The organism is Aeromonas sp. FL131 (assembly GCF_049860615.1).
GTDB lineage: Bacteria > Pseudomonadota > Gammaproteobacteria > Enterobacterales > Aeromonadaceae > Aeromonas > Aeromonas hydrophila.
The window spans coordinates 4,721,012-4,740,291 of record NZ_CP187595.1 but is presented as its reverse complement, the minus strand read 5'-3'; the positions used below and the strand labels follow the sequence as shown (position 1 = coordinate 4,740,291).

Genomic DNA, 19,280 nt, shown 5'->3' with positions numbered 1-19,280 from the left:
TATTCATTGAAATGCCGGTCCCACTCCTTATACTGGATCCCACCTGTTTCCAGCGGTGGATTTGACACAATGGAATACAACACTTCAGAACTGTGCGACATCTATCAGGACATGGTGGATGTGCTCGAACCCATGCTCTGCTCCTTCGGCGGCCGCGCCTCTTTCGGCGGCGTCATCACCACAGTCAAATGCTTCGAATCAAACGGCCTGATCCGTGAACTCGTCAAAGAGAACGGCGTCGGTCGGGTGTTGCTGATCGACGGCGGTGGCTCCATGCGCCGCGCCCTGATCGACAGCGAGATCGCCACCACGGCGGCCGAGAACGAGTGGGAAGGGATCGTCTGCTACGGCTGCGTGCGCGAGGTCGACATTCTGGAAGACTTGGATATCGGCATTCAGGCGCTGGCAGCCATTCCGGTGGGTGCCGACAGCAAGGACGTGGGCGAGACCGATCTGCCGGTCAACTTCGGCGGCGTCACCTTCCTGCCGGACGACCACCTCTATGCCGATACCACAGGGGTGATCCTCTCCCCCGATGCACTCGACATCGAGTAAGCAGAGCAGAGTGAACATGGGAGCCAAGGCTCCCATTTTTTATGCCCGTCGCTGGCCGAAAACACGCAAAAAAAGAGGGCCAGTAAAAACTGGCCCCTTAACTGGAAGCAATGTGAGCAATGTCGTGCCTTCACAAGAAGTCCATCACGTTGGAACGAATGAAGTCTTTCCCGGAAAACAAGGTAACAATAATCATTCTCATTTAACTTGGCAACTCTTATTTGCCAAATATGCAAAAAAATTGACCACCGCAGTGGGTGGTCAATCTCGTCAGGCTTGTCGCGTGGCCGTTTGCAGGCCGGCCAATCCGGCCTCGCCCACCAGCTTGCGGCTGAGATAACGCAGCAGCACGCCGTAGAGCGGCACAAACAACCCCAGGCTTATCAGCAGCTTGAACACGTAGTCCACGGTAGCAATCTCGACCCAGTGCTCGGCCATGAAGGGATCCGTGCTGCGCCAGAAAGCGATGGTGAAGAAAGTGATGGTGTCCACCAGATTGCCGAACAGGGTGGAGGCAGCCGGAGCCACCCACCATGCCTTGAGCAGCCGCAGCCGGTTGAACACCACCACGTCCATGAACTGGCCCACCAGATAGGCCATGAAGCTGGCCAGGGCGATGCGCGCCACGAACAGGTTGAACTCGGCCAGGTTGCCGACGCCCTGGAAGCTGCCCTCGAAGAACAGCACCGACAGGGCATAGGAGATGGCCAGCGCCGGCAGCATCACGGTCTGGATGATCTTGCGCGCCAGACCGGCCCCGAAGATCCGCACCGTCAGGTCGGTGGCCAGAAAGATGAACGGGAAGCTGAAGGCACCCCAGGTAGTGTGGAAGCCGAAGATGGTGATCGGCAGCTGCACCAGGTAGTTGCTGCTGGCAATGATCAGGATGTGGAACAACGAGAGGCGCACCAGCGCCGTCTGGTGCTGAGCAGGGGTCAGATTCATATTGTGACCTTTTTGGTTAATGGGGTTAGGGAACCCATACCGCCACCATTGGCGATAATTGAGGGGCGAGATTATACGCCCCCACACTGATAGTTCAATCTTTATGCGGTTGCTTGAGGCTGCTACGCCTGCTCAGCCCTGATGCTGACGAACCAGCCAGAGCAGCACCTCGGCATCGGCAGGCTGCTCCGCCACCAGCCAGCAGCCACTGTAGTGTTCGTATTCGAGCCGAAAGCGGCTCCCCTCAAACTCCAGCAGCCAGCTGTGACGATCGGCGCCACACTCCCGCTCGAGCGCTACCAGCTCCCACTCCTGCAACAGGGCCTCGGCCAGGGTCGAAAAGCTGTCCCAGTCGAGCGCGGGGTTCACCAGCGTCACCACCCCGGCTTCCCTGTCTGTCTGCGCGATACGCCAGTTCATCTGCGGTTCCTCAACTGCTGCAAGAGAGCTCGCCACCGCAATACCATGCCGGTTGCGGAGTAGCGAGATCCTCGTATTCGGGTTGCTCATCATAGGGGTGCTGCAGGGCCGCAAACAGCCGCTCGAACGGCGCCATGTCGCCCTGCTCGGCGGCCTCGATCACCCGCTGGGCCAGCGCGTTGCGCAGCACATACTTGGGGTTGACCGCATCCATCTGCCCCTTGCGTACGCCATCCTCGCTCCCTTCCCGGGCCAGGCGCGCCCGATAGGCCTCAAGCCACCCTTGCCAGGCGGCAGGATCCGGCAGCAGCGCCAGCAGGGGGGCGGGCCAGTCCCCCTGCGCCTTCAGCTCACCCAAGCGGCGCAGGAACAGATGGTAATCCACCCCGTGCGCCGCCAGCAGCCGGAACAGCTCGCGAAACAGCGCCGGATCGTCCTCTTCCCACACCGCCAGCCCCAGTTTGGCGCGCATCAGTTCGGAGTAGTGCAGCATCAACTGGTGTTCGTACTGGGCCAGGGCCGCCGCCAGCGCATCCCCATCGACGTGACCGGCCAGCGCCTGCGCCAGCTTTTGCAAATTCCAGTAACCGACCGCCGGCTGCTGATCCAGCGCATAGCGGCCGCCCGGATCCGAGTGATTGCAGACAAAGTCCGGCACATAGGCATCGATGAAGCCGTAGGGACCGTAATCCAGCGTCAGCCCAAGCAGCGACATGTTGTCGGTGTTCATCACCCCGTGGCAGAAGCCTGCCGCCTGCCACTTGGCGATGAGCCGCGCGGTGCGGCGCACCACTTCGGCAAACAGCTCGGCACCATCGGCCAGCTCGGGGAAATGGTGGCTCAGCAGATAGTCGATAAGGGCCGGGATCCGCTCCCCCTGCCCGCTCCAGGCGAAATACTCGACGTGGCCGAAGCGCAGATGGCTCGGGGCGGTACGCAGCACGGTCGCGCCCGTCTCCACCTGCTCGCGGTAGACCGGCTCCTGGCTGCCCACCAGCACCAGTGCCCGGGTGGTGGGAATACCGAGGGCGTGCAGCGCCTCGGAGGCCAGATACTCGCGAATGCTGGAGCGGAGCACGGCGCGACCATCGCCGAAACGGGAGAAGGGGGTCTTGCCCGCCCCTTTCAGGTGCAGATCCCAGCGGCTGCCATCCGGCGCCTGCTGCTCCCCCAGCAGCAGGGCGCGGCCATCGCCGAGCCGCGGGCTGTAGCCGCCGAACTGGTGGCCCGCATAGACCTGGGCTACCGGCTGCATGCCGGACAAGGGCTGCCCATGGCCACAGCAGGCCAGCCAGTCGGCCTCGCTCACCGCCCCCAGCCCCAGCTCGCCGAGCAGCGCACGGTTGAGGTGCAGCAGGCCGGGGGCATGCAGTGGCTGGGGTGCGACGGGCTCGCAGGCCCAGGGCAGCTCGGTGGCAAAAGTGTTGATCAGCTTCATGGTGGTGCGGTTCGTCCCTGCGTATGCTCGTGTCACTCTTTATACCGCCGTCGGCCAGCACTGGCTAACGGACGATGTGTTATTTCATTTCAAGGAGAAGAAGATGCAAAGATGGTTGGGCGCCCTGCCCCTGTTGCTGTTGTTGTGGGGGCCGGCCCAGGCGGCCGATATCGAGGCCGGCAAGGTCAAGGCCGCCGTCTGCGCCGCCTGTCACGGGGTCGAAGGCAAGGCTCTGATCCCCAACTATCCCCATCTGGCGGGACAAAACGCCGCCTATCTGGTGAAACAGCTGAAGGCCTTCAAGGATGGCAGCCGCAAGGAGCCCTTGATGGTGCCCTTCATGGCGCCGCTCACCGATGCGGACATGGAAAACCTGGCGGCCTATTACGCCAGCCTCAAATAACCCGGCGCGCCCGGCAGACGGGCGCCCGTTGGCGACGCATCTGCCCGGTGCTACTTCACCAAGCTCCTACCGACGGCAGTAGTCGATGATCAGGTCCATAAAGGCTTCGCCGAAGCGTTCCAGCTTGCGGTGACCCACGCCGTTGACCGCCAGCATTTCCGCCTCGGTCATCGGCATCAGCTGCGCCATCTCGACCAGGGTGGCGTCGTTGAACACCACGTAGGGCGGCACCTCTTCATCCTCGGCGATCTGCTTGCGCAGGGCGCGCAGCTCCTTGAACAGCCGCTTGTCATAGTTGGCGTTGTCAAGCAGGCCGTTGCGCTTCTCCTTGCGGCTGGAGATAGGCTGCAGACGCGGCACCGCCAGATCCAGCTTCACCTCGCCGCGCAGCACGGGACGGGCCGCCTCGGTCAACTGCAGCACCAGATTGCGGGTGATATTCTGGGTCAGCAGCCCCTTGTGGATCAGCTGGCGGATCACGCTCATCCAGTACTCGTGGCTCTGATCCTTGCCGATGCCGTAGGTCGACAGTTTGTCGTGGCCGTGATCCTTGATGCGCTGGTTCAGCGACCCGCGCAGCACCTCCACCACATAACCCACCCCGAAATTCTGCCCCACCCGCCAGACGCAGGAGAGCGCCTTCTGGGCATCTTCGGTGCCGTCATAGCTCTGGGGCGGGTCGAGGCAGATGTCGCAGTTGCCGCACGGCTTGTCGTTGTACTCGCCGAAGTAGTTGAGCAGCACCTGCCGGCGGCAGGTCTGTGCCTCGGCGAAGGCCGCCATCACGTTGAGCTTGTACTGCTCCACCTGCAACTGCTGGGGGTTTTCGATGTTGTCGAGCAGCCGGCGCACCCGGCCGATGTCAGCGGGATCGTACAGCAGCAGCGCCTCGGCCGGGGTGCCATCGCGACCCGCACGGCCGGTTTCCTGATAGTAGGACTCGATGTTCTTGGGAATGTCGTAGTGCACCACGAAGCGCACGTTGGGCTTGTCGATGCCCATGCCGAACGCCACCGTCGCCACCACTATCTCGATGTCGTCCTTGAGGAAGGACTCCTGAGTGCGCTGGCGCAGCTCGAGCGGCAAACCTGCATGATAGGGCGCCGCCTTGCAGCCGTGGCGAGAGAGCCGCTCGGCCACCTCTTCCACCCGATTGCGGCTGGAGCAGTAGACGATGCCGCAGTTGCTCTTCTGGCTCTGCACATAGCGCAGCAGCTGCTCCGCCGCCTTGAATTTCTCTACCAGGCTGTAGCGGATATTGGGCCGATCGAAGCTGGCGGTATGGATAAAGGGATCGCTCAGTTCCAGCCGATGCAGCATGTCGCTGCGGGTCGCCTCGTCGGCGGTGGCGGTGAGCGCCACCACGGGCACCTGCGGGAACCACTGCTTGAGCCGGCCCAGCGCCGCGTATTCCGGTCGAAAATCGTGCCCCCACTGGGAGACGCAGTGCGCCTCGTCGATGGCAAACAGGCCGAGCGGCAGCTCCGCCAGCCGATCCATGAACTCGTGCTGCAGCAGGCGTTCGGGGGAGACATAGACGATTTTTATCTCGCCGCGCCGCATGGCGGCGAAGTTCTGGATCATCTCCTCCCGGCTGAGGGCCGAGTTGATGTAGACCGCCGCCACGCCGTTGGCGCGCAGGCTGTCCACCTGATCCTTCATCAGCGAAATGAGGGGAGAGACCACCACCCCGAGCCCGGGCCGCAGCAGCGCCGGGATCTGGTAGCAGAGCGACTTGCCGCCACCGGTGGGCTTGAGCACCAGCGCATCGCGCCCCGCCACGATCTGCTCGATGATTTCGAGCTGGCCCGGCCGGAATTGCTGATAGCCAAACACCGCCTGCAGCAGGGCAAGCGGATTCTCTGGCTGGGGGTCAGGCAGGGTGTCGGCAATGGCGGTCATGGGCTCTCCTTTGGGGTCGCCATTCTAAAGCAGCCGCCGCCCACAATAAACCTGCCATTGCGACTGTTAAGGAAGTGTTGCAGACTGGCTGGAGTTTTTACTCGGTCGTACTGCCAGGGATCGGACTCAAGGAATGAAACAGATGCTCAAGAAGATGGCGCTCAGTGGCATTGCCAACCTGTTCGCCGAGAGGATGCCGTTCAACAAGCTGATCGGCATGCAGGTGACGCACTACGACTTCGACAAGGTAGAGCTGCGCATCAAGATGGAGGAGAAGCTGATCGGCAACCCCTTCCACAACATCCTGCATGGCGGCGTCACCGCCAGCCTGCTCGATGTGGCCGGCGGCATGATAGTCGCCGCCTCCTGCATTGACGAGCTGGAAGACTTCTCCCCCAGCTACCTCAAGGAGCGCTTCTCCCGCCTCGGTACCATCGATCTGCGAGTGGACTACCTGCGGCCGGGGCGCGGCAACGAGTTCATCGCCACCGCCCACATCATCCGGGCCGGCAGCAAGGTCGCGGTTGCCCGCATGGAACTGCACAACGAAGAAGGGACTCATATCGCCTTCGGTACCGGCACCTATCTGGTGGGCTGAGCCAGCCTATTGCATAAAAACCACGCTGCTAATCTGATTTTAATCATTAGAAACCTTACCCCCTCTGCCGCCACCGGGTTCATACTGAAAGTCGGGATTGTGTGCAGAGGGAGGATTGCAGGCGATGAGTGCGAAACTGGCCACCAAACCATCCAGAGCCTTGTTGAGGCAGCTCGAGTCCATGCTCGACGAGGTGCAGACACCCGAGTGTCGCCACTGGCTGGAACAGGAGCTTGAGGGATACTCTCTCTGTTCGCCCCTGCCCTGGTATCGCATCATAGCCTGTCGGCAACGCGGTCACTTCTTGGACCTGAAGACGGGAAAATACCTGACTTGTCATATCAACAGTCAAACGCTAAGCCAACGCGACCTGGCCCAAATTCAGTTCATCTATGCCCGTGAGCCCGCCGCCCACTATTTACTGCAACGCAATTCCGGTATTGAGCCCTGGCCAGAACAGCTGCTGGAAGATTATCAGGAGCAGCTGATCCCCGGCCATCTATGCCTGCAAGCCTGGCATGAGCCCGTGTCTTCATTACGTGAACAACTGATGGAGGGAATCGAACATTTCATTAGTGAGTACCCCAAGCACGCGGCCTTGCAACCTCAGCACGGCTTCAAGGCATTGCGGCATCAGCACTGGCATATCTAACAGGCGCCTGACGCGCAAGGAGGGCACCATAGACAGAACCCAACCAGAGATTGCCACAATCTAGAGTGCCGGAGTCAGGATCAGACTCCACCCTGGGCCACCGAGCGGTGGCCCTTTTATTGCCCAGTGCCGGACAACGAGACAGAGGAGACAGAGGAGACAGAGGAGACAGAGGAGCATCGCAATTCTCATAGAACGCCGCCAGCCTGAATATCTCCCTCCACTTGCGAACGCCAAATGCGAAAAGGCCGCTCTATTGAGCGGCCTTTTCTAATGTGGTCGGTGTGAGAGGATTCGAACCTCCGACCCCTTCGTCCCGAACGAAGTGCGCTACCAAGCTGCGCTACACACCGATGTCTGCGGGACGGGAATTTACCGAAAGCCCCGACTCGACACAAGCCTTTTTTACATTTGGAAGGAAAAAAATGGCTGTTAGCTCAACTATTCGTCAGTTCTATCCATCCTGAGCCGTCAGCGGCCAAAAAATGGCCTGGCAACGCTTATGACGAAGCGAGCTGGAATTCGGCCGGGCCGAGTAAACGGCGACGCCAGTCAGCGACCACTCCATGCTCCAGCCAGTCTGCCGCATGCTTGCGCCAGTTGGGCGAGAGGGCCGGATTTTCCAGCAGCAACAGCAGGTCCGCCTCGTTGCGCAGCTGGTTGAACAGGATGTCGGCGGTGCGCTTTACCGTCAGCTCAGGGTGGGGCCTGTCCACCAGCTCCAGCCGCTCCTGCGGCATCACCATTCCCTCCTCCAGCACCCGCAGCAGCCAGCCGCAGCGGCCGCTGAGCTGCATCACCTGCGACATCTGGCCATAGCCGAAACGCTGGTTGAGCTTGAAGCAGGGGGATCTGGGCTGGCTTATCTGGATCAGCGCCTCGCCGAGTCGATAGACATCGCCGATGCAGGCCTGCGCCTCGGTCAGCCCGATCCCGGAGAGGTTCTCGCCGAAGGCGGCCGGTTGCCAGGGGGTACGCGGGGCAGCCAGGCCCAGCGCCGTCTGCCAGCTGTGCCACCAGGGGTAGTGATCGGCGGGATAGTAGTGCAGCGCCCGATCCGGGCCGCCATGGTGGCGCTGGTCGCACTGTTCGTCGCCAGCCAGACCATTGGCACCGCACCAGAGCGGTATGGTGGTGGCTTGTTTGTGGATGGCACTGACAAGGCCGGGAACCAGTTCGGTACCCTGGCCGCTAAAGATGGAGATCCGCATTCTCATCCTCCGGATTGACGAGAGAATGCGGATCTTAGCACGAGGTCAGGCGACTGCCTGCATCTGGGTGGTCATGGCGATCTCGGCGCGGCGACGTTTCTCCGCCTTGGCCATCAGATACCAGCTGCCGAAGGTGAACAGCGACACCGACAGCAGGATCAGGCTGGCCACCGCGTTGATCTCGGGTTTCACGCCGAGCCGCACCGCCGAGAAGACCTCCATCGGCAGGGTGGTCGAGCCCGGGCCGGAGACGAAGCTCGCCAGCACCAGGTCATCCAACGACAGGGCAAACGACATCATGCCGCCCGCCGCCAGCGACGGGGCGATCATCGGGATGGTGATCAGGAAGAACACCTTCCAGGGCTTGGCCCCCAGATCCATGGCCGCCTCCTCGATGGAGAGGTCCAACTCCCGCAGTCTGGCCGACACCACGATCGCCACATAGGCGGTACAGAAGGTGGTGTGAGCTATCCAGATGGTCACCATGCCCCGCTCGGCGGGCCAGCCCACCAGTTGGGCCATGGCCACGAACAGCAGCAGCAGGGAGAGACCCGTGATCACCTCGGGCATCACCAGCGGCGCCGTCACCATGCCGCCAAATAGCGTCCGGCCGCGGAAGTGCGGGATCCGGGTCAGCACGAAGGCCGCCACCGTCCCCAGCGCCACCGCCGCAATGGCGGTATAGAAGGCGATCTCTAGCGAACGCAGTACCGAACCTATCAACTGCTTGTTGTCGAGCAGGCCGAAATACCACTTCAGCGACCAGCCACCCCATACCGTCACCAGCTTGGAGGCGTTGAAGGAGTAGATCACCATGATGATCATCGGCAGGTAGATGAACAGCAGCCCCAGCCACAGCATCAGCTTGGCAAAACCAAAGCGCCTCATACTTTACCCTCCAGCTCTTTGGCCTGGTTGCGGTTGAACAGGATGATCGGAATGATCAGCACCGCCAGCATCACCACCGCCAGGGCGGACGCCACCGGCCAGTCACGGTTGTTGAAGAACTCCTGCCACAGCACCTTGCCGATCATCAGGGTCTCGGGGCCGCCCAGCAGCTCCGGAATGACGAACTCGCCCACCACCGGGATGAACACCAGCATGCAGCCGGCGATGATGCCGTTCTTGGAGAGCGGTACCGTGATCTGCCAGAACCGGGTCAGGTTGCGGGCGCCGAGGTCGGAGGCCGCCTCCAGCAGGCTCTGATCGTGCTTGACCAAGTTGGCGTAGAGCGGCAACACCATGAACGGCAGGTAGGAGTAAACGATGCCGATGTAGACCGCCAGGTTGGTGTTGAGGATCTGCAGCGGCTCGTTGATGAGGCCGATGCCCATCAACAGGCTGTTGAGCAGGCCGTTGTTGCTGAGAATGCCCATCCAGGCGTAGACCCGGATCAGGATCGCGGTCCAGGTCGGCATCATGATGAGCAGCAGCAGAACGGTCTGGGTCTCCTTGTTGGCCCGGGCGATGGAGTAGGCCATCGGATAGCCGATCAGCAAGCACAGCACTGTGCTGATGAAGGCCATCTTGAGGGAACCGAGGTAAGCCGCAATGTAGAGCTCATCCTCCTGCAGCAGCAGGTAGTTGCCCATGTGCAGCAAGATGGTGAGCTGATCGTCGGCCCAGCTCACCACGTCGGTGTAGGGCGGGATCGCCACGTCCGCTTCGGCGAAGCTGATCTTCACCACTATGATGAAGGGCAGCAGGAAGAACAGGAACAGCCAGAAGAACGGGATGCCGATCACCAGCTGCCGCCCCCCCAGAGCCTTCAGTCGTCTCAATGCCATCATGATTGCAGCACCACGCCGCTGTCATCTTCCCAGTAGAGGAACACCTGGTCATCCCAGGTCGGCCGCTTGCCGTGGCGTTCGGCGTTGGCGATGAAAGCCTGAACGATTTTGCCCGAAGGCAACTGGATGTGATAAACCGAATGACCGCCCAGATAGGCGATGTCATAGACCTCGCCCTTGGTCCAGTTGAAGTCCGGATGCTCGATCTCCACCGGCTTTTGCAGGCTCATCAGCAGTTTTTCCGGCCGCAGGGCGTAGGTGACCTTCTTGTTCTCGGCGCGGGAGCTGATGCCGTGGCCCACGTAGATGGGCTGCTCCAGATCGGCACAGGCGATGGTGGCGTGGTCCTGCTCATCCTCCACCAGCAGGCCGTCAAACAGGTTGACGTTGCCGATGAACTCGCACACCAGCCGGCTGGCCGGGGTTTCGTAGATATCCATCGGGCTACCGATCTGTTCGATGCAGCCAAGGTGCATGATGGCGATCCGCTCGGCCATGGTCATCGCCTCTTCCTGGTCGTGGGTCACCATGACGCAGGTTACCCCGACCCGTTCGATGATCTCGACCAGCTCGAGCTGCATCTGGGAGCGCAGCTTCTTGTCCAGCGCCCCCATGGGCTCATCCAGCAACAACAGCTTGGGTCGCTTGGCCAGCGAGCGCGCCAGCGCCACTCGCTGGCGCTGGCCGCCGGAGAGCTGATGGGGTTTGCGGCGGGCATACTGGGTCATCTGCACCAGCTTGAGCATCTCCTCCACCCGGGCATCGACCTCCGCCTTGGGCAGGCCATCCTGCTTGAGGCCGAAGGCAATGTTCTGCGCCACCGTCATGTGGGGGAACAGGGCGTAGGACTGGAACATCATGTTAATGGGGCGTTCATAGGGCGGCATGTCGGTGATGTCGACCCCGTCGAGGAACAAGCGTCCCTCGGTGGGGCGCTCGAACCCCGCCAGCATCCGCAGCAGGGTCGACTTGCCGGAGCCGGACCCGCCCAGCAGGGCGAAGATCTCGCCTTTGTGGATGTTGAGGGACACGTTGTCGACCGCCAGCGTTTCATCGAACTGCTTGCTTACCCTGTCTATCTTGACCAGCACTTCTTTGCGTTGCTGGCTGCCCTCGAGGGCTTTCTTGTAGGCACTGGAGGCTATCGCCATTACCAAACTCCCAAAGGTAATACCGGCCGGGGCCGATCCATAAAACAGTCTGACGCCCCAGGATGGGCGCCAAGGTTAGGTTCCGGACTTGATCTTGGTCCAACTCCGGGTGATCAGGCGCTGCACCGCACGGGGATGTGCCTGCTGCACATACAGCCGCTCCAGCACCGCCTGGGGTGGATAGACGGACTCGTCATTGCGCACGTGCTCCTCCATGAACTCCCCCGCCTTGGCGTTGGGGTTGGCGTAGCCCACATGATTGCTGATCTGGGCAATCACCTCGGGCTGCAGCACGTAGTTGATGAGGGCGTGCGCCTCTTTCACGTTGGTGGCATCGGCCGGGATCGCCATCATGTCGAACCAGAGGTTGCCCCCCTCCTTCGGTATGCTGTAGGCGATCTTGATCCCCTTGCCGGCTTCGTCGGCACGGGCCGCCGCCTGCAGGATGTCGCCGGAGAAACCGGCCGCCACGCAGATGTCGCCGTTGGCGAGATCGCCGATGTACTTGGAGGAGTGGAAATAGGCCACGTAGGGACGCACCTTGAGCAGCTGCTCCTCGGCGCGCTTGAGGTCCGCCGGATCCTGGCTGTTGGGGTTGAGCCCCAGATAGTTGAGCGCCGCCGGGATCATCTCGTCTGCCGAGTCGAGGAAGGCGACCCCGCAACGGGCCAGTTTCTGCATGTTTTCCGGTTCGAAGATCACGGCCCAGGAGTCAATCTTGTCGACCCCCAGCACGGCCTTGACCTTGTCGATGTTGTAACCGATGCCGTTGGTGCCCCACAGATAGGGCACGGCGTACTGATGACCCGGATCCACCTTGTCGAGCTGCTTGAGCAGCACGGGATCCAGGTTGGCCAGATTGGGCAGCAGGGCGGGATCCAGCTTCTGGAAGGCCCCCGCCTTGATCTGTTTGGCCAGGAAATTGTTGGAGGGCACCACCAGATCGTAACCGGTGCGTCCGGTCAGCAGCTTGCCTTCGAGGGTTTCGTTGGAATCAAACACGTCATAGACGGTCTGGATCCCGGTCGCCCGCTGAAAGTCGCTGAGGGTGGTCTCGCCGATATAGTCGGACCAGTTGTAAAAGTGGACCACAGGGGCTGCCTGAGCCACATTTGCCAACCCCAGAGCCAGGGCCATCGTCACTATCTTGGTTGTGTGCACTTATTCAGTCCTCTTAATGTGTGATTTGCCAGTCGCGCATCCTTACGCGCCGTCCAACCTGTCGGGTGGGTCACCTCCCTCCCGGCCGAACTGCGGACCGGGAGGGGCACTCGTCACTTACTTGCCTGACTTGATCTTGGTCCAGCTACGCGTCATCAGACGCTGCACCTTGGCCGGCAGATCCGGGAAGGTGTAGATCTTGGCCAGCGTCTCGTCGCTCGGGTAGATGCCCGGATCGTTGCGGATCTTCTCGGACACCAGCGGCACGGAGGCCTTGTTGCCGCTCGGGTAGCTGACGGCGTCGGAGATCTTGGCGATCACCTCCGGCTTCATCAGGTAGTTCAGGAACACATGGGCCGCTTCCACGTTCTTGGCATCGGCCGGGATCGCCAGCATGTCGAAGAAGCTGCCTGCCCCCTCTTTCGGGATCACGTAGGTCAGGTTGACGCCGTTCTTGGCCTCGATCGCCCGTGACTTGGACTGCTGCAAGTCACCGGAGTAACCGACCGCCACGCACAGGTTGCCGTTGGCCAGATCCGAAATGTATTTGGAGGAGTGGAAGTAGGCGGTATAGGGACGGATGGAGAGGAACAGCTCCTCCGCCTTCTTCAGCTCGTCCGGCTTCTGGCTGTCCGGCTTGAAGCCCAGGTATTGCAGGGCGGCCGGCAGCATTTCGGTCGGCGAGTCGAGGAAGGAGACACCACACTCCTTCAACTTGGCCATGTTTTCCGGTTTGAACACCAGATCCCAGGAATCCACCGGCGCCTTGTCACCCAGCACGGCTTTCACCTTCTCCGGGTTGTAGGCATAACCGATGGTGCCCCACAGGTAAGGAATGGAGTACTGGTTACCCGGGTCGCTCGGTTCGAGCGCCTTGAGCAACGAGGTATCCAGGTTTTGCCAGTTGGAGAGCTTGGACTTGTCCAGCTTCTGGAACACGCCCGCCTTGATCTGCTTGGCCAGGAAGGGGTTGGACGGCACCACGATGTCATAGCCCGAACTGCCGGCCAGCAACTTGGCTTCCAGCACCTCGTTGCTGTCGAACACGTCGTAGACCACCTTGATGCCCGTCTCTTTCTGGAAGTCTTCCAGCGTGTTTGGCGCGATATAATCGCTCCAGTTGTAGACGTGCAACACCTTGTCCTCGGCCATCGCCCCGGTACTCATCATGACCAGTGCCACAGAGGCTGCAATCATTCCCGTTTTGAAAGACATCGTCCTTGTCTCCTAAGCAAATTGTATGCGCAAGCCAACCTGCCCGGCGCCCGCCTATCCCCGCAGCTTTGCCGCCGTCAGATCGAGACTGAGCCTGGCCAGATTGACCAATTCATCCACCTGTTCCTCGGTGATCACCAAGGGGGGCGATATGATCATGGTATCGCCGACAGCCCTCATCACCAAGCCATTGTTAAAGCAGAACTCCCGACAGGTCATACCGGCCTGCAGCCCAGCCGGGAAGCGGCTGTTGGTCTGCTTGTCCTGCACTATTTCCAGCGCGGCCACCAGGCCTTTGCCACGGGTTTCGCCCACCAGCGGATGGTCCGCCAGCTCCGCCCAGCGGCGCTGCAAATAGGGGCCGATGGTATCATGAACTCGCTTAACTATGCTTTCGTTTTGCATAAGCGTAATGTTGGCAATCGCCACGGCACAGGCCACCGGATGACCGGAGTAGGTGAAGCCGTGGTTGAACTCGCCTCCCTCTTCCACCAGCACCTTGGCGACCCTGTCCCCCACCATCACGGCCCCCATCGGCAGATAGCCGGAGGTGATCCCCTTGGCCAAGCACATGAGATCCGGCTTGATGCCGAAGCCTTCGCTGGCGAACCAGTGACCGGTGCGACCAAAGCCGCAGATCACCTCGTCGGCGATCAGCAAGATGCCGTACTTGTCGCAGATGCGCTGGATCTCCGGCCAGTAGCTGTCGGGCGGGATGATGACGCCGCCGGCACCCTGGATCGGCTCGCCGATGAAGGCGGCCACCTGGTCCACCCCCAGCGCCAGAATCTTCTCCTCCAGCTGACGGGCACGGGCCAGCCCGAATTCGTGGGCGCTCATCCCCTGCCCCTCGCCAAAGTGATAGGGCTGATCGATGTGCACGATACCAGGAATAGGCAGCCCGCCCTGGGCGTGCATCCCCTTCATGCCACCGAGGCTCGCCCCCGCCACGGTGGAGCCGTGGTAGGCGTTGTGGCGGCTGATGATCACCTGTTTGTCCGGCTGCCCCTTGCTGGCCCAGTAGTGGCGCACCATGCGCAGCACGGTATCGTTGCACTCGGAGCCCGAGCCGGTGAAGAAGACGTGGTTGAGGTGCGGCGGCGTGATCTCGGCCAGCAGGGTCGCCAGCTCGGCAGCGGGCGGGTGGCTGGTCTGAAAGAAGAGGTTGTAATAGGGCAGTTGCTGCATCTGGCGGGTGGCGGCGTCCACCAGCTCCTGGCGGCCATAGCCCAGGTTGACGCACCACAGGCCGGCCATGCCGTCCAGAATGCGCTTGCCTTCGGAGTCTTCCAGATAGACGCCCTCGGCCCGGGTGATGATGCGGCTGCCTTTCTTGTTCAGCGCCTGAAAGTCAGTAAACGGATGCAGGTGATGGCTGGCTTCCAGTTGCTGCCACTCACGGGTGGTATGCTGCATTGCTTGCTCCTCGGTTCCTTCGATTTAAGCGATGTTTGTTAGTCAGTTGATGAGGTACAGACAACTCCCCCGGTCACGGTGACGCACCGGGTGTCGTGCAGTGCCTGCTCCCCAACTGTCTCGATTCATGCGGGAGGGGCCGGCGGCCCCTCCGGGCAGGGTGATGCGCGACCGGCGCGCATCCGGGTCACACGTTCAGCAGCAGGAACTCCCGTTCCCAGCGGCTGATCACCCCGAAGTAGGTCTCGTACTCTTTGCGTTTGACCGCCACGAAGGCGCGGGTAAAGCGCTCGCCCAGCATCTCCTTGATGGGGTCGCACTGCTCCAGGTGGCTCAACGCCTCCTCCAGCGAGCGGGGCAGGCTGTAGGGCAGCTCATAGGCGCTCGACTTCATCTCCGGCAGCGGTTCCAGCTTCTCCATCATGCCGAGGTAGCCGCAGGCCAGGGTAGCAGCCAGCGCCAGATAGGGGTTGGCATCGGCGCCGGCGAAGCGGTTCTCCACCCGGCGGGCACTGGCCTCGGAGAAGGGCACCCGCAACCCGCAGGTGCGGTTCTCCACCCCCCACTGCACGTTGCGCGGCGCGCTCTCGCCAAAGGTGAGGCGGCGGTAGGAGTTGACGTTGGGGGCCAGCAGCGCGGTCACCGCCGGCGTGTATTTCTGTAGGCCGGCGATGAAGTGCATGAACAGCTCGGAGTGGCCGCCGTTCTCGGTGCCAAACAGGTTGCGGCCGTTCACATCTTCCAGACTCTGGTGGATGTGCATGGCGGAGCCGGGCTCGTCGCTCATCGGCTTGGCCATGAAGGTGGCGTAAATCCCGTGGCGGTGGGCCGCTTCCCGCATGGTGCGCTTGAACAGGAACACCTGATCCGCCAGATCGACGGCGTCGCCGTGCAGGAAGTTGATCTCCATCTGGGCGGCGCCGGACTCGTGGATCAGGGTGTCCACCTCCAGCTCCTGCGCCTCGCAGTAGTCGTACATGTCTTCAAAGATGGGATCGAATTCGTTGACCGCATCGATGCTGAACGATTGGCGGGCCGTCTCGGGGCGGCCGTTGCGCCCCACCGGCGGCACCAGCGGATAGTCGGGGTCTTCGTTGCGCTTGACCAGGTAGAATTCCAGCTCGGGGGCCACCACCGGCTTCCAGCCCTGCTTCTCGTAAAATGACAGGACCCGACGCAGCACGGAGCGCGGCGCGATGTCGATCAGCTTACCATTGATGTCGAAACAGTCGTGGATCACCTGGGCGGTCGGCTCCAGCGCCCAGGGTACGAAACGAATGGTGTTGGGATCGGGATAGAGCTGCATGTCCCGCTCCAGCGGGTCGATCATGCTGTCGTCATCCGGATACTCGCCGGTCACCGTCTGGGTGAAGATGACCTCGGGCAGGCGCATGCCCCCCTCGCGCAGAAACTTGTTGGCCGGAATGATCTTGCCTCGGGCATTGCCGGTGAAATCCGGAAACAGGCACTCCACTTCCGTGATGCGATTGCTCTCCATCCAGCCCTTGATACTGTCCATGTTAAACCCCGACTCTACGGTTGCCATTGGCAAGGGTGTCTAATATATGGAACACCCTTGTTATCAAATTGTAATCAACACCACCATAAAAGCCCGCCATCAGGGGCAATGTCAAGCGATGGTGTTTAAAAAACTATAAATAACGGCGCATATAATGACCATGGCGGGGACAAATACTAAACACCCTGGCGTGGTAACGACTCACTGCAAGCCCGGTGCCAACAAGCGTGCAGGATCCCCCATGTTCTCAGTCAGACCCTGTCTGAATCGGGTCATTTTTTTGCAAGGGCGCACAATACTTGTCCTCTTTGCTTTGCATGCCTGCATTTTTTTGGTACAAGGCCCGCCCTGATTTGCACTCTCCTGCTTGGATTTGGTGCAAATTCAGGACACAGGGCTTGGTCTGCAGGCAGACAGCCCCCATAAACAGGGATAATTGGGTTAGTAAACTGACTGGTAGTAAATCGTATGTGTGATTTCATGACTGAAGACCAACTGGCCTTTTACAAGGGACAGATCGAGCGCCAGATCCTCGAACTCGAAGATCGCCTCAACTCCCAGGCCAGCCAGGCCATCGCCACCGATACCAACGAGATGGCTGATGAAATTGACCGTGCCAGCATCGAGGAAGCCCGTCGTCTGGAGCTGAACCGCATCGAGCATGACAAGCTGCATCTGCGCAAGCTGCGTGGTGCCCTCAAGCGCATCAGCGAAGGGGATTTCGGTTACTGCGAATCCTGCGGTGACGAGATCTCCCTCAAGCGGCTGCAGGCTCGTCCCGAGTCCCGCTTCTGCGTTGAATGCCAGAGCACCAAGGAGTTCAACGATACCCACGTGTATCGTCGCGTCGCCTGACGCCTCGCTGCCTGCTCACTGTCGTGCGGCGAGCGTCGCCAGCAGGGTGGGCATGCAGGTGACAATGAGGACACCAGGCTGCTCACCCTGGCGGATCACGGCTACGCAGCAAGAGCGTGACAAGTTCTGTTAGACTCCGGGCAAGCCCGGAATCTACAGGAGAGCAGAGAGTGAAATGGTTCCTCAAACTGTGCTTGTGTCTGCCGTTGCTGGCACAAGCACAGACCCTCACGGTCAAGGTTCCCAGCCGGCCGATCAACGACCTCGATAAAGAGTACCAGCTCAAGCTGCTGGAACTGGCGCTGACCCATGCCGGCCAGCCGTTTCGCATCAAGCAGGTCGAACTCAACCTCAACCAGTACAGCCTACAGCAACAGCTGAGCAAGGGCCAAACCATCAATGTGTTCTGGATGGGTACCTCCAGCGCCCTCGAATCCTCGCTCATCGCCGTGCCGCTCCCGCTGTTTCGCGGCCTGGAAGGGCTGCGGCTCTCCTTCATCCACGCCGATGCCCAGGAGAAGTTCAACCAGATCAACTCGCTGGCCGATCTCAAGCAGCTGAAGGCGGCGCAAGGGGTGGGCTGGGCCGACAACAAGATCCTCGAAAACGCCGGCATCCCCACCTACTCGGGGCGCTACAGCAACCTGTTTCGGCTGATCAACGACGGCGACAAGCTGGACTTCTTCCCGCGCAACCTGGTGGAGATCTTCGCCGAGCGCAGCGAGCTGGTGGCGCAATATCCCAACCTGGTCATCGATCAGCACCTGCTGATCCGCTACCCCTTCGCCGAGTTCTTCTTCGTCAGCCCGGAATCCCCCAAGCTGGCCAAGGCGATCCAGACCGGGCTTGAGCGGGCCTATGCCGACGGCAGCTTCATGAAATTCTTCCGGGAGAACCCCAAGATCCGCGAGGCCCTGGCCAGCGCCAATCTCGAACGGCGAGTCACCATCTCCCTGCCCAATCCCGACATGACACCGTTGCTAAAATCCATTCCGGCCCAATATTGGGAGTATCCCCCGCAGGGATAAGAGTCGGCCACCTCAACCGGGGTGGCACCCACAGCGCGCCAGGGAGGTGCCATGAAGGGAATCGAGGAGTGGTTTGAACTGTACGACCAGAGCCACCGGCACCCGGTCAATGTGGCGATCCACAAGCTGGCGGTGCCCGGTATCTATCTCTGCGCCCTGGCCCTGCTCTGGAGCCTGCCGGCCGGGCCGCTGCCGCCGTCGCTCAACTGGGCCGCGCTGGTCGCCATCCCGGTGCTGGCCTTCTACCTGCGGCTGTCATTTGCGCTGTTTGTGGGCATGACGGTGCTGACCGCGCTGGGGCTGGTCATTTGCCACAGCTGGCAAGGCCCCTTGCTGTGGCCGGCGCTGGCCGGGTTCGGGCTGCTCTGGATAGCCCAGTTCGTCGGTCACAAGATCGAGGGCAAGCGCCCCTCCTTCTTCGCCGACCTGCAGTTTTTGCTGATCGGCCCCGCCTGGGTGCTGGCCAGCCTCTATCGTCGTTTGGGCATTCCCTACTGAGGGAAGCCAACAGGAGAGACCATGAGACATTCTCAGATCCTTGCTCGCGCCCTGCCGCTGCTGCTGGGCGCACTGATTGCCGGTCCGGCGCTGGCCGACAAGGCCGACCCCGTCGGCGAGGTGAGCACCGCCTTCAAGCTGTTTGGCCCCAACCACAAGATCCTGGTGGAGGCGTTCGACGACCCACGCATCGACGGCGTCGCCTGCTACCTGGCGCGCCCCAAGACCGGCGGCGTCAAGGGCGGACTCGGGCTGGCGGAAGATCCCTCCCACGCCTCCCTCTCGTGCCACCAGATCGGCCCCATCACCCTGCCCGCCAAGTTGAAGGCGGGGGAAGAGGTGTTCGACGTCAGCACCTCGCTGGTGTTCAAGGAGCAGAAAGTGGTGCGCTTTTACGATCAAAAGCGCAACGCGCTGGTCTATCTGACTTACAGCACCAAGCTGGTGGATGGTTCTTACAAGAGTGCGGTCAGCGCCGTGCCCATCATGCCGTGGGGCTGAATCCCCACCATTTATCCCGTGA

The 19,280-nt window shown here is 61.3% G+C and carries 20 protein-coding genes and 1 tRNA gene; 8 read left to right on the top strand and 13 right to left on the bottom strand.

The features are described 5' to 3' along the window. Positions 1-69 precede the first annotated feature (69 nt). Positions 70-555 (top strand): ribonuclease E activity regulator RraA, encoded by a 486-nt coding sequence (rraA, locus tag ACPW75_RS22085; RefSeq protein ID WP_005306574.1) that lies wholly within the window; start codon positions 70-72, stop codon positions 553-555. 270 nt (positions 556-825) lie between these two features. Here the strand turns inward: rraA and ACPW75_RS22080 are convergent, their stop codons facing one another. From ACPW75_RS22080 to ACPW75_RS22070, 3 genes are all read right to left on the bottom strand, one after another. Continuing rightward, entirely contained in the window at positions 826-1,500 is a 675-nt protein-coding gene (locus ACPW75_RS22080) for a 7-cyano-7-deazaguanine/7-aminomethyl-7-deazaguanine transporter (protein WP_101614428.1), read from the bottom strand. Between the two features lie 132 nt (positions 1,501-1,632). Beyond that, the gene (locus tag ACPW75_RS22075; protein ID WP_187364583.1) at positions 1,633-1,920 is read right to left on the bottom strand and encodes a DUF3630 family protein; all 288 of its coding nucleotides are present in this window, start codon (positions 1,918-1,920) and stop codon (positions 1,633-1,635) included. A gap of 10 nt (positions 1,921-1,930) precedes the next feature. After that, positions 1,931-3,358 (bottom strand): protein adenylyltransferase SelO, encoded by a 1,428-nt coding sequence (locus tag ACPW75_RS22070; RefSeq protein WP_101614432.1) that lies wholly within the window; start codon positions 3,356-3,358, stop codon positions 1,931-1,933. Between the two features lie 103 nt (positions 3,359-3,461). On the opposite strand from ACPW75_RS22070, the gene ACPW75_RS22065 reads away from it, so the two are divergent. Beyond that, a complete protein-coding gene (locus tag ACPW75_RS22065) occupies positions 3,462-3,761 on the top strand; it encodes a c-type cytochrome (RefSeq protein WP_101614434.1) in 300 nt (99 codons plus the stop codon). 66 nt (positions 3,762-3,827) lie between these two features. Here ACPW75_RS22065 and recQ read toward each other — a convergent pair whose 3' ends face one another. Next, a complete protein-coding gene (gene recQ / locus ACPW75_RS22060; protein WP_101614436.1) occupies positions 3,828-5,663 on the bottom strand; it encodes an ATP-dependent DNA helicase RecQ in 1,836 nt (611 codons plus the stop codon). Positions 5,664-5,796: 133 nt separating this feature from the next. Between recQ and ACPW75_RS22055 the strand changes: the two genes are divergently transcribed. Both ACPW75_RS22055 and ACPW75_RS22050 read left to right on the top strand, forming a co-directional pair. Next, on the top strand, positions 5,797-6,261 hold the full coding sequence (locus ACPW75_RS22055; protein WP_029306122.1) for a thioesterase family protein: 465 nt from the start codon (positions 5,797-5,799) through the stop codon (positions 6,259-6,261). A gap of 124 nt (positions 6,262-6,385) precedes the next feature. After that, positions 6,386-6,913, top strand: coding sequence for a hypothetical protein (locus ACPW75_RS22050; RefSeq protein WP_011707791.1), 528 nt, complete (start codon positions 6,386-6,388; stop codon positions 6,911-6,913). Positions 6,914-7,189: 276 nt separating this feature from the next. Here the strand turns inward: ACPW75_RS22050 and ACPW75_RS22045 are convergent. The 9 genes from ACPW75_RS22045 to ACPW75_RS22005 form a co-directional block, all read right to left on the bottom strand. Further along, positions 7,190-7,266 (bottom strand) — tRNA-Pro (locus ACPW75_RS22045). Between the two features lie 147 nt (positions 7,267-7,413). Further along, positions 7,414-8,124 carry an MOSC domain-containing protein gene (locus ACPW75_RS22040; protein ID WP_101614438.1) on the bottom strand — a complete coding sequence of 237 codons (711 nt, stop codon included), beginning with the start codon at positions 8,122-8,124 and terminating at the stop codon, positions 7,414-7,416. A gap of 45 nt (positions 8,125-8,169) precedes the next feature. Next, entirely contained in the window at positions 8,170-9,012 is an 843-nt protein-coding gene (locus ACPW75_RS22035; protein ID WP_011707793.1) for an ABC transporter permease subunit, read from the bottom strand. Then, positions 9,009-9,914: an ABC transporter permease subunit gene (locus ACPW75_RS22030; protein ID WP_017409743.1), complete on the bottom strand. Its 906-nt coding sequence runs from the start codon at positions 9,912-9,914 to the stop codon at positions 9,009-9,011. Before ACPW75_RS22030 ends, ACPW75_RS22035 begins: the two co-directional genes overlap by 4 nt. Then, a complete protein-coding gene (gene potA, locus ACPW75_RS22025) occupies positions 9,911-11,065 on the bottom strand; it encodes a polyamine ABC transporter ATP-binding protein (RefSeq protein ID WP_011707795.1) in 1,155 nt (384 codons plus the stop codon). The genes ACPW75_RS22030 and potA overlap by 4 nt, the downstream gene beginning before the upstream one ends. A 75-nt stretch (positions 11,066-11,140) precedes the next feature. Continuing rightward, positions 11,141-12,202 (bottom strand): polyamine ABC transporter substrate-binding protein, encoded by a 1,062-nt coding sequence (locus ACPW75_RS22020; RefSeq protein ID WP_219255756.1) that lies wholly within the window; start codon positions 12,200-12,202, stop codon positions 11,141-11,143. 141 nt (positions 12,203-12,343) lie between these two features. Then, positions 12,344-13,441: a polyamine ABC transporter substrate-binding protein gene (locus ACPW75_RS22015; RefSeq protein ID WP_016352333.1), complete on the bottom strand. Its 1,098-nt coding sequence runs from the start codon at positions 13,439-13,441 to the stop codon at positions 12,344-12,346. A gap of 54 nt (positions 13,442-13,495) precedes the next feature. Continuing rightward, the gene (locus ACPW75_RS22010; RefSeq protein WP_011707798.1) at positions 13,496-14,857 is read right to left on the bottom strand and encodes an aspartate aminotransferase family protein; all 1,362 of its coding nucleotides are present in this window, start codon (positions 14,855-14,857) and stop codon (positions 13,496-13,498) included. Between the two features lie 187 nt (positions 14,858-15,044). Then, the gene (locus tag ACPW75_RS22005) at positions 15,045-16,376 is read right to left on the bottom strand and encodes a glutamine synthetase family protein (protein WP_011707799.1); all 1,332 of its coding nucleotides are present in this window, start codon (positions 16,374-16,376) and stop codon (positions 15,045-15,047) included. Positions 16,377-16,844: 468 nt separating this feature from the next. Here ACPW75_RS22005 and ACPW75_RS22000 point away from each other — a divergent pair, with 468 nt between their 5' ends. The 4 genes from ACPW75_RS22000 (at position 16,845) to ACPW75_RS21985 (ending at position 19,258) form a co-directional block, all read left to right on the top strand. After that, the gene (locus tag ACPW75_RS22000) at positions 16,845-17,231 is read left to right on the top strand and encodes a TraR/DksA family transcriptional regulator (protein WP_010635769.1); all 387 of its coding nucleotides are present in this window, start codon (positions 16,845-16,847) and stop codon (positions 17,229-17,231) included. Between the two features lie 170 nt (positions 17,232-17,401). Next, entirely contained in the window at positions 17,402-18,259 is an 858-nt protein-coding gene (locus ACPW75_RS21995; protein ID WP_077095724.1) for a hypothetical protein, read from the top strand. A gap of 51 nt (positions 18,260-18,310) precedes the next feature. Continuing rightward, positions 18,311-18,757: a DUF962 domain-containing protein gene (locus ACPW75_RS21990; RefSeq protein WP_077095725.1), complete on the top strand. Its 447-nt coding sequence runs from the start codon at positions 18,311-18,313 to the stop codon at positions 18,755-18,757. A gap of 21 nt (positions 18,758-18,778) precedes the next feature. Beyond that, positions 18,779-19,258 (top strand): CreA family protein, encoded by a 480-nt coding sequence (locus ACPW75_RS21985; RefSeq protein ID WP_029302329.1) that lies wholly within the window; start codon positions 18,779-18,781, stop codon positions 19,256-19,258. Positions 19,259-19,280 lie beyond the last annotated feature (22 nt).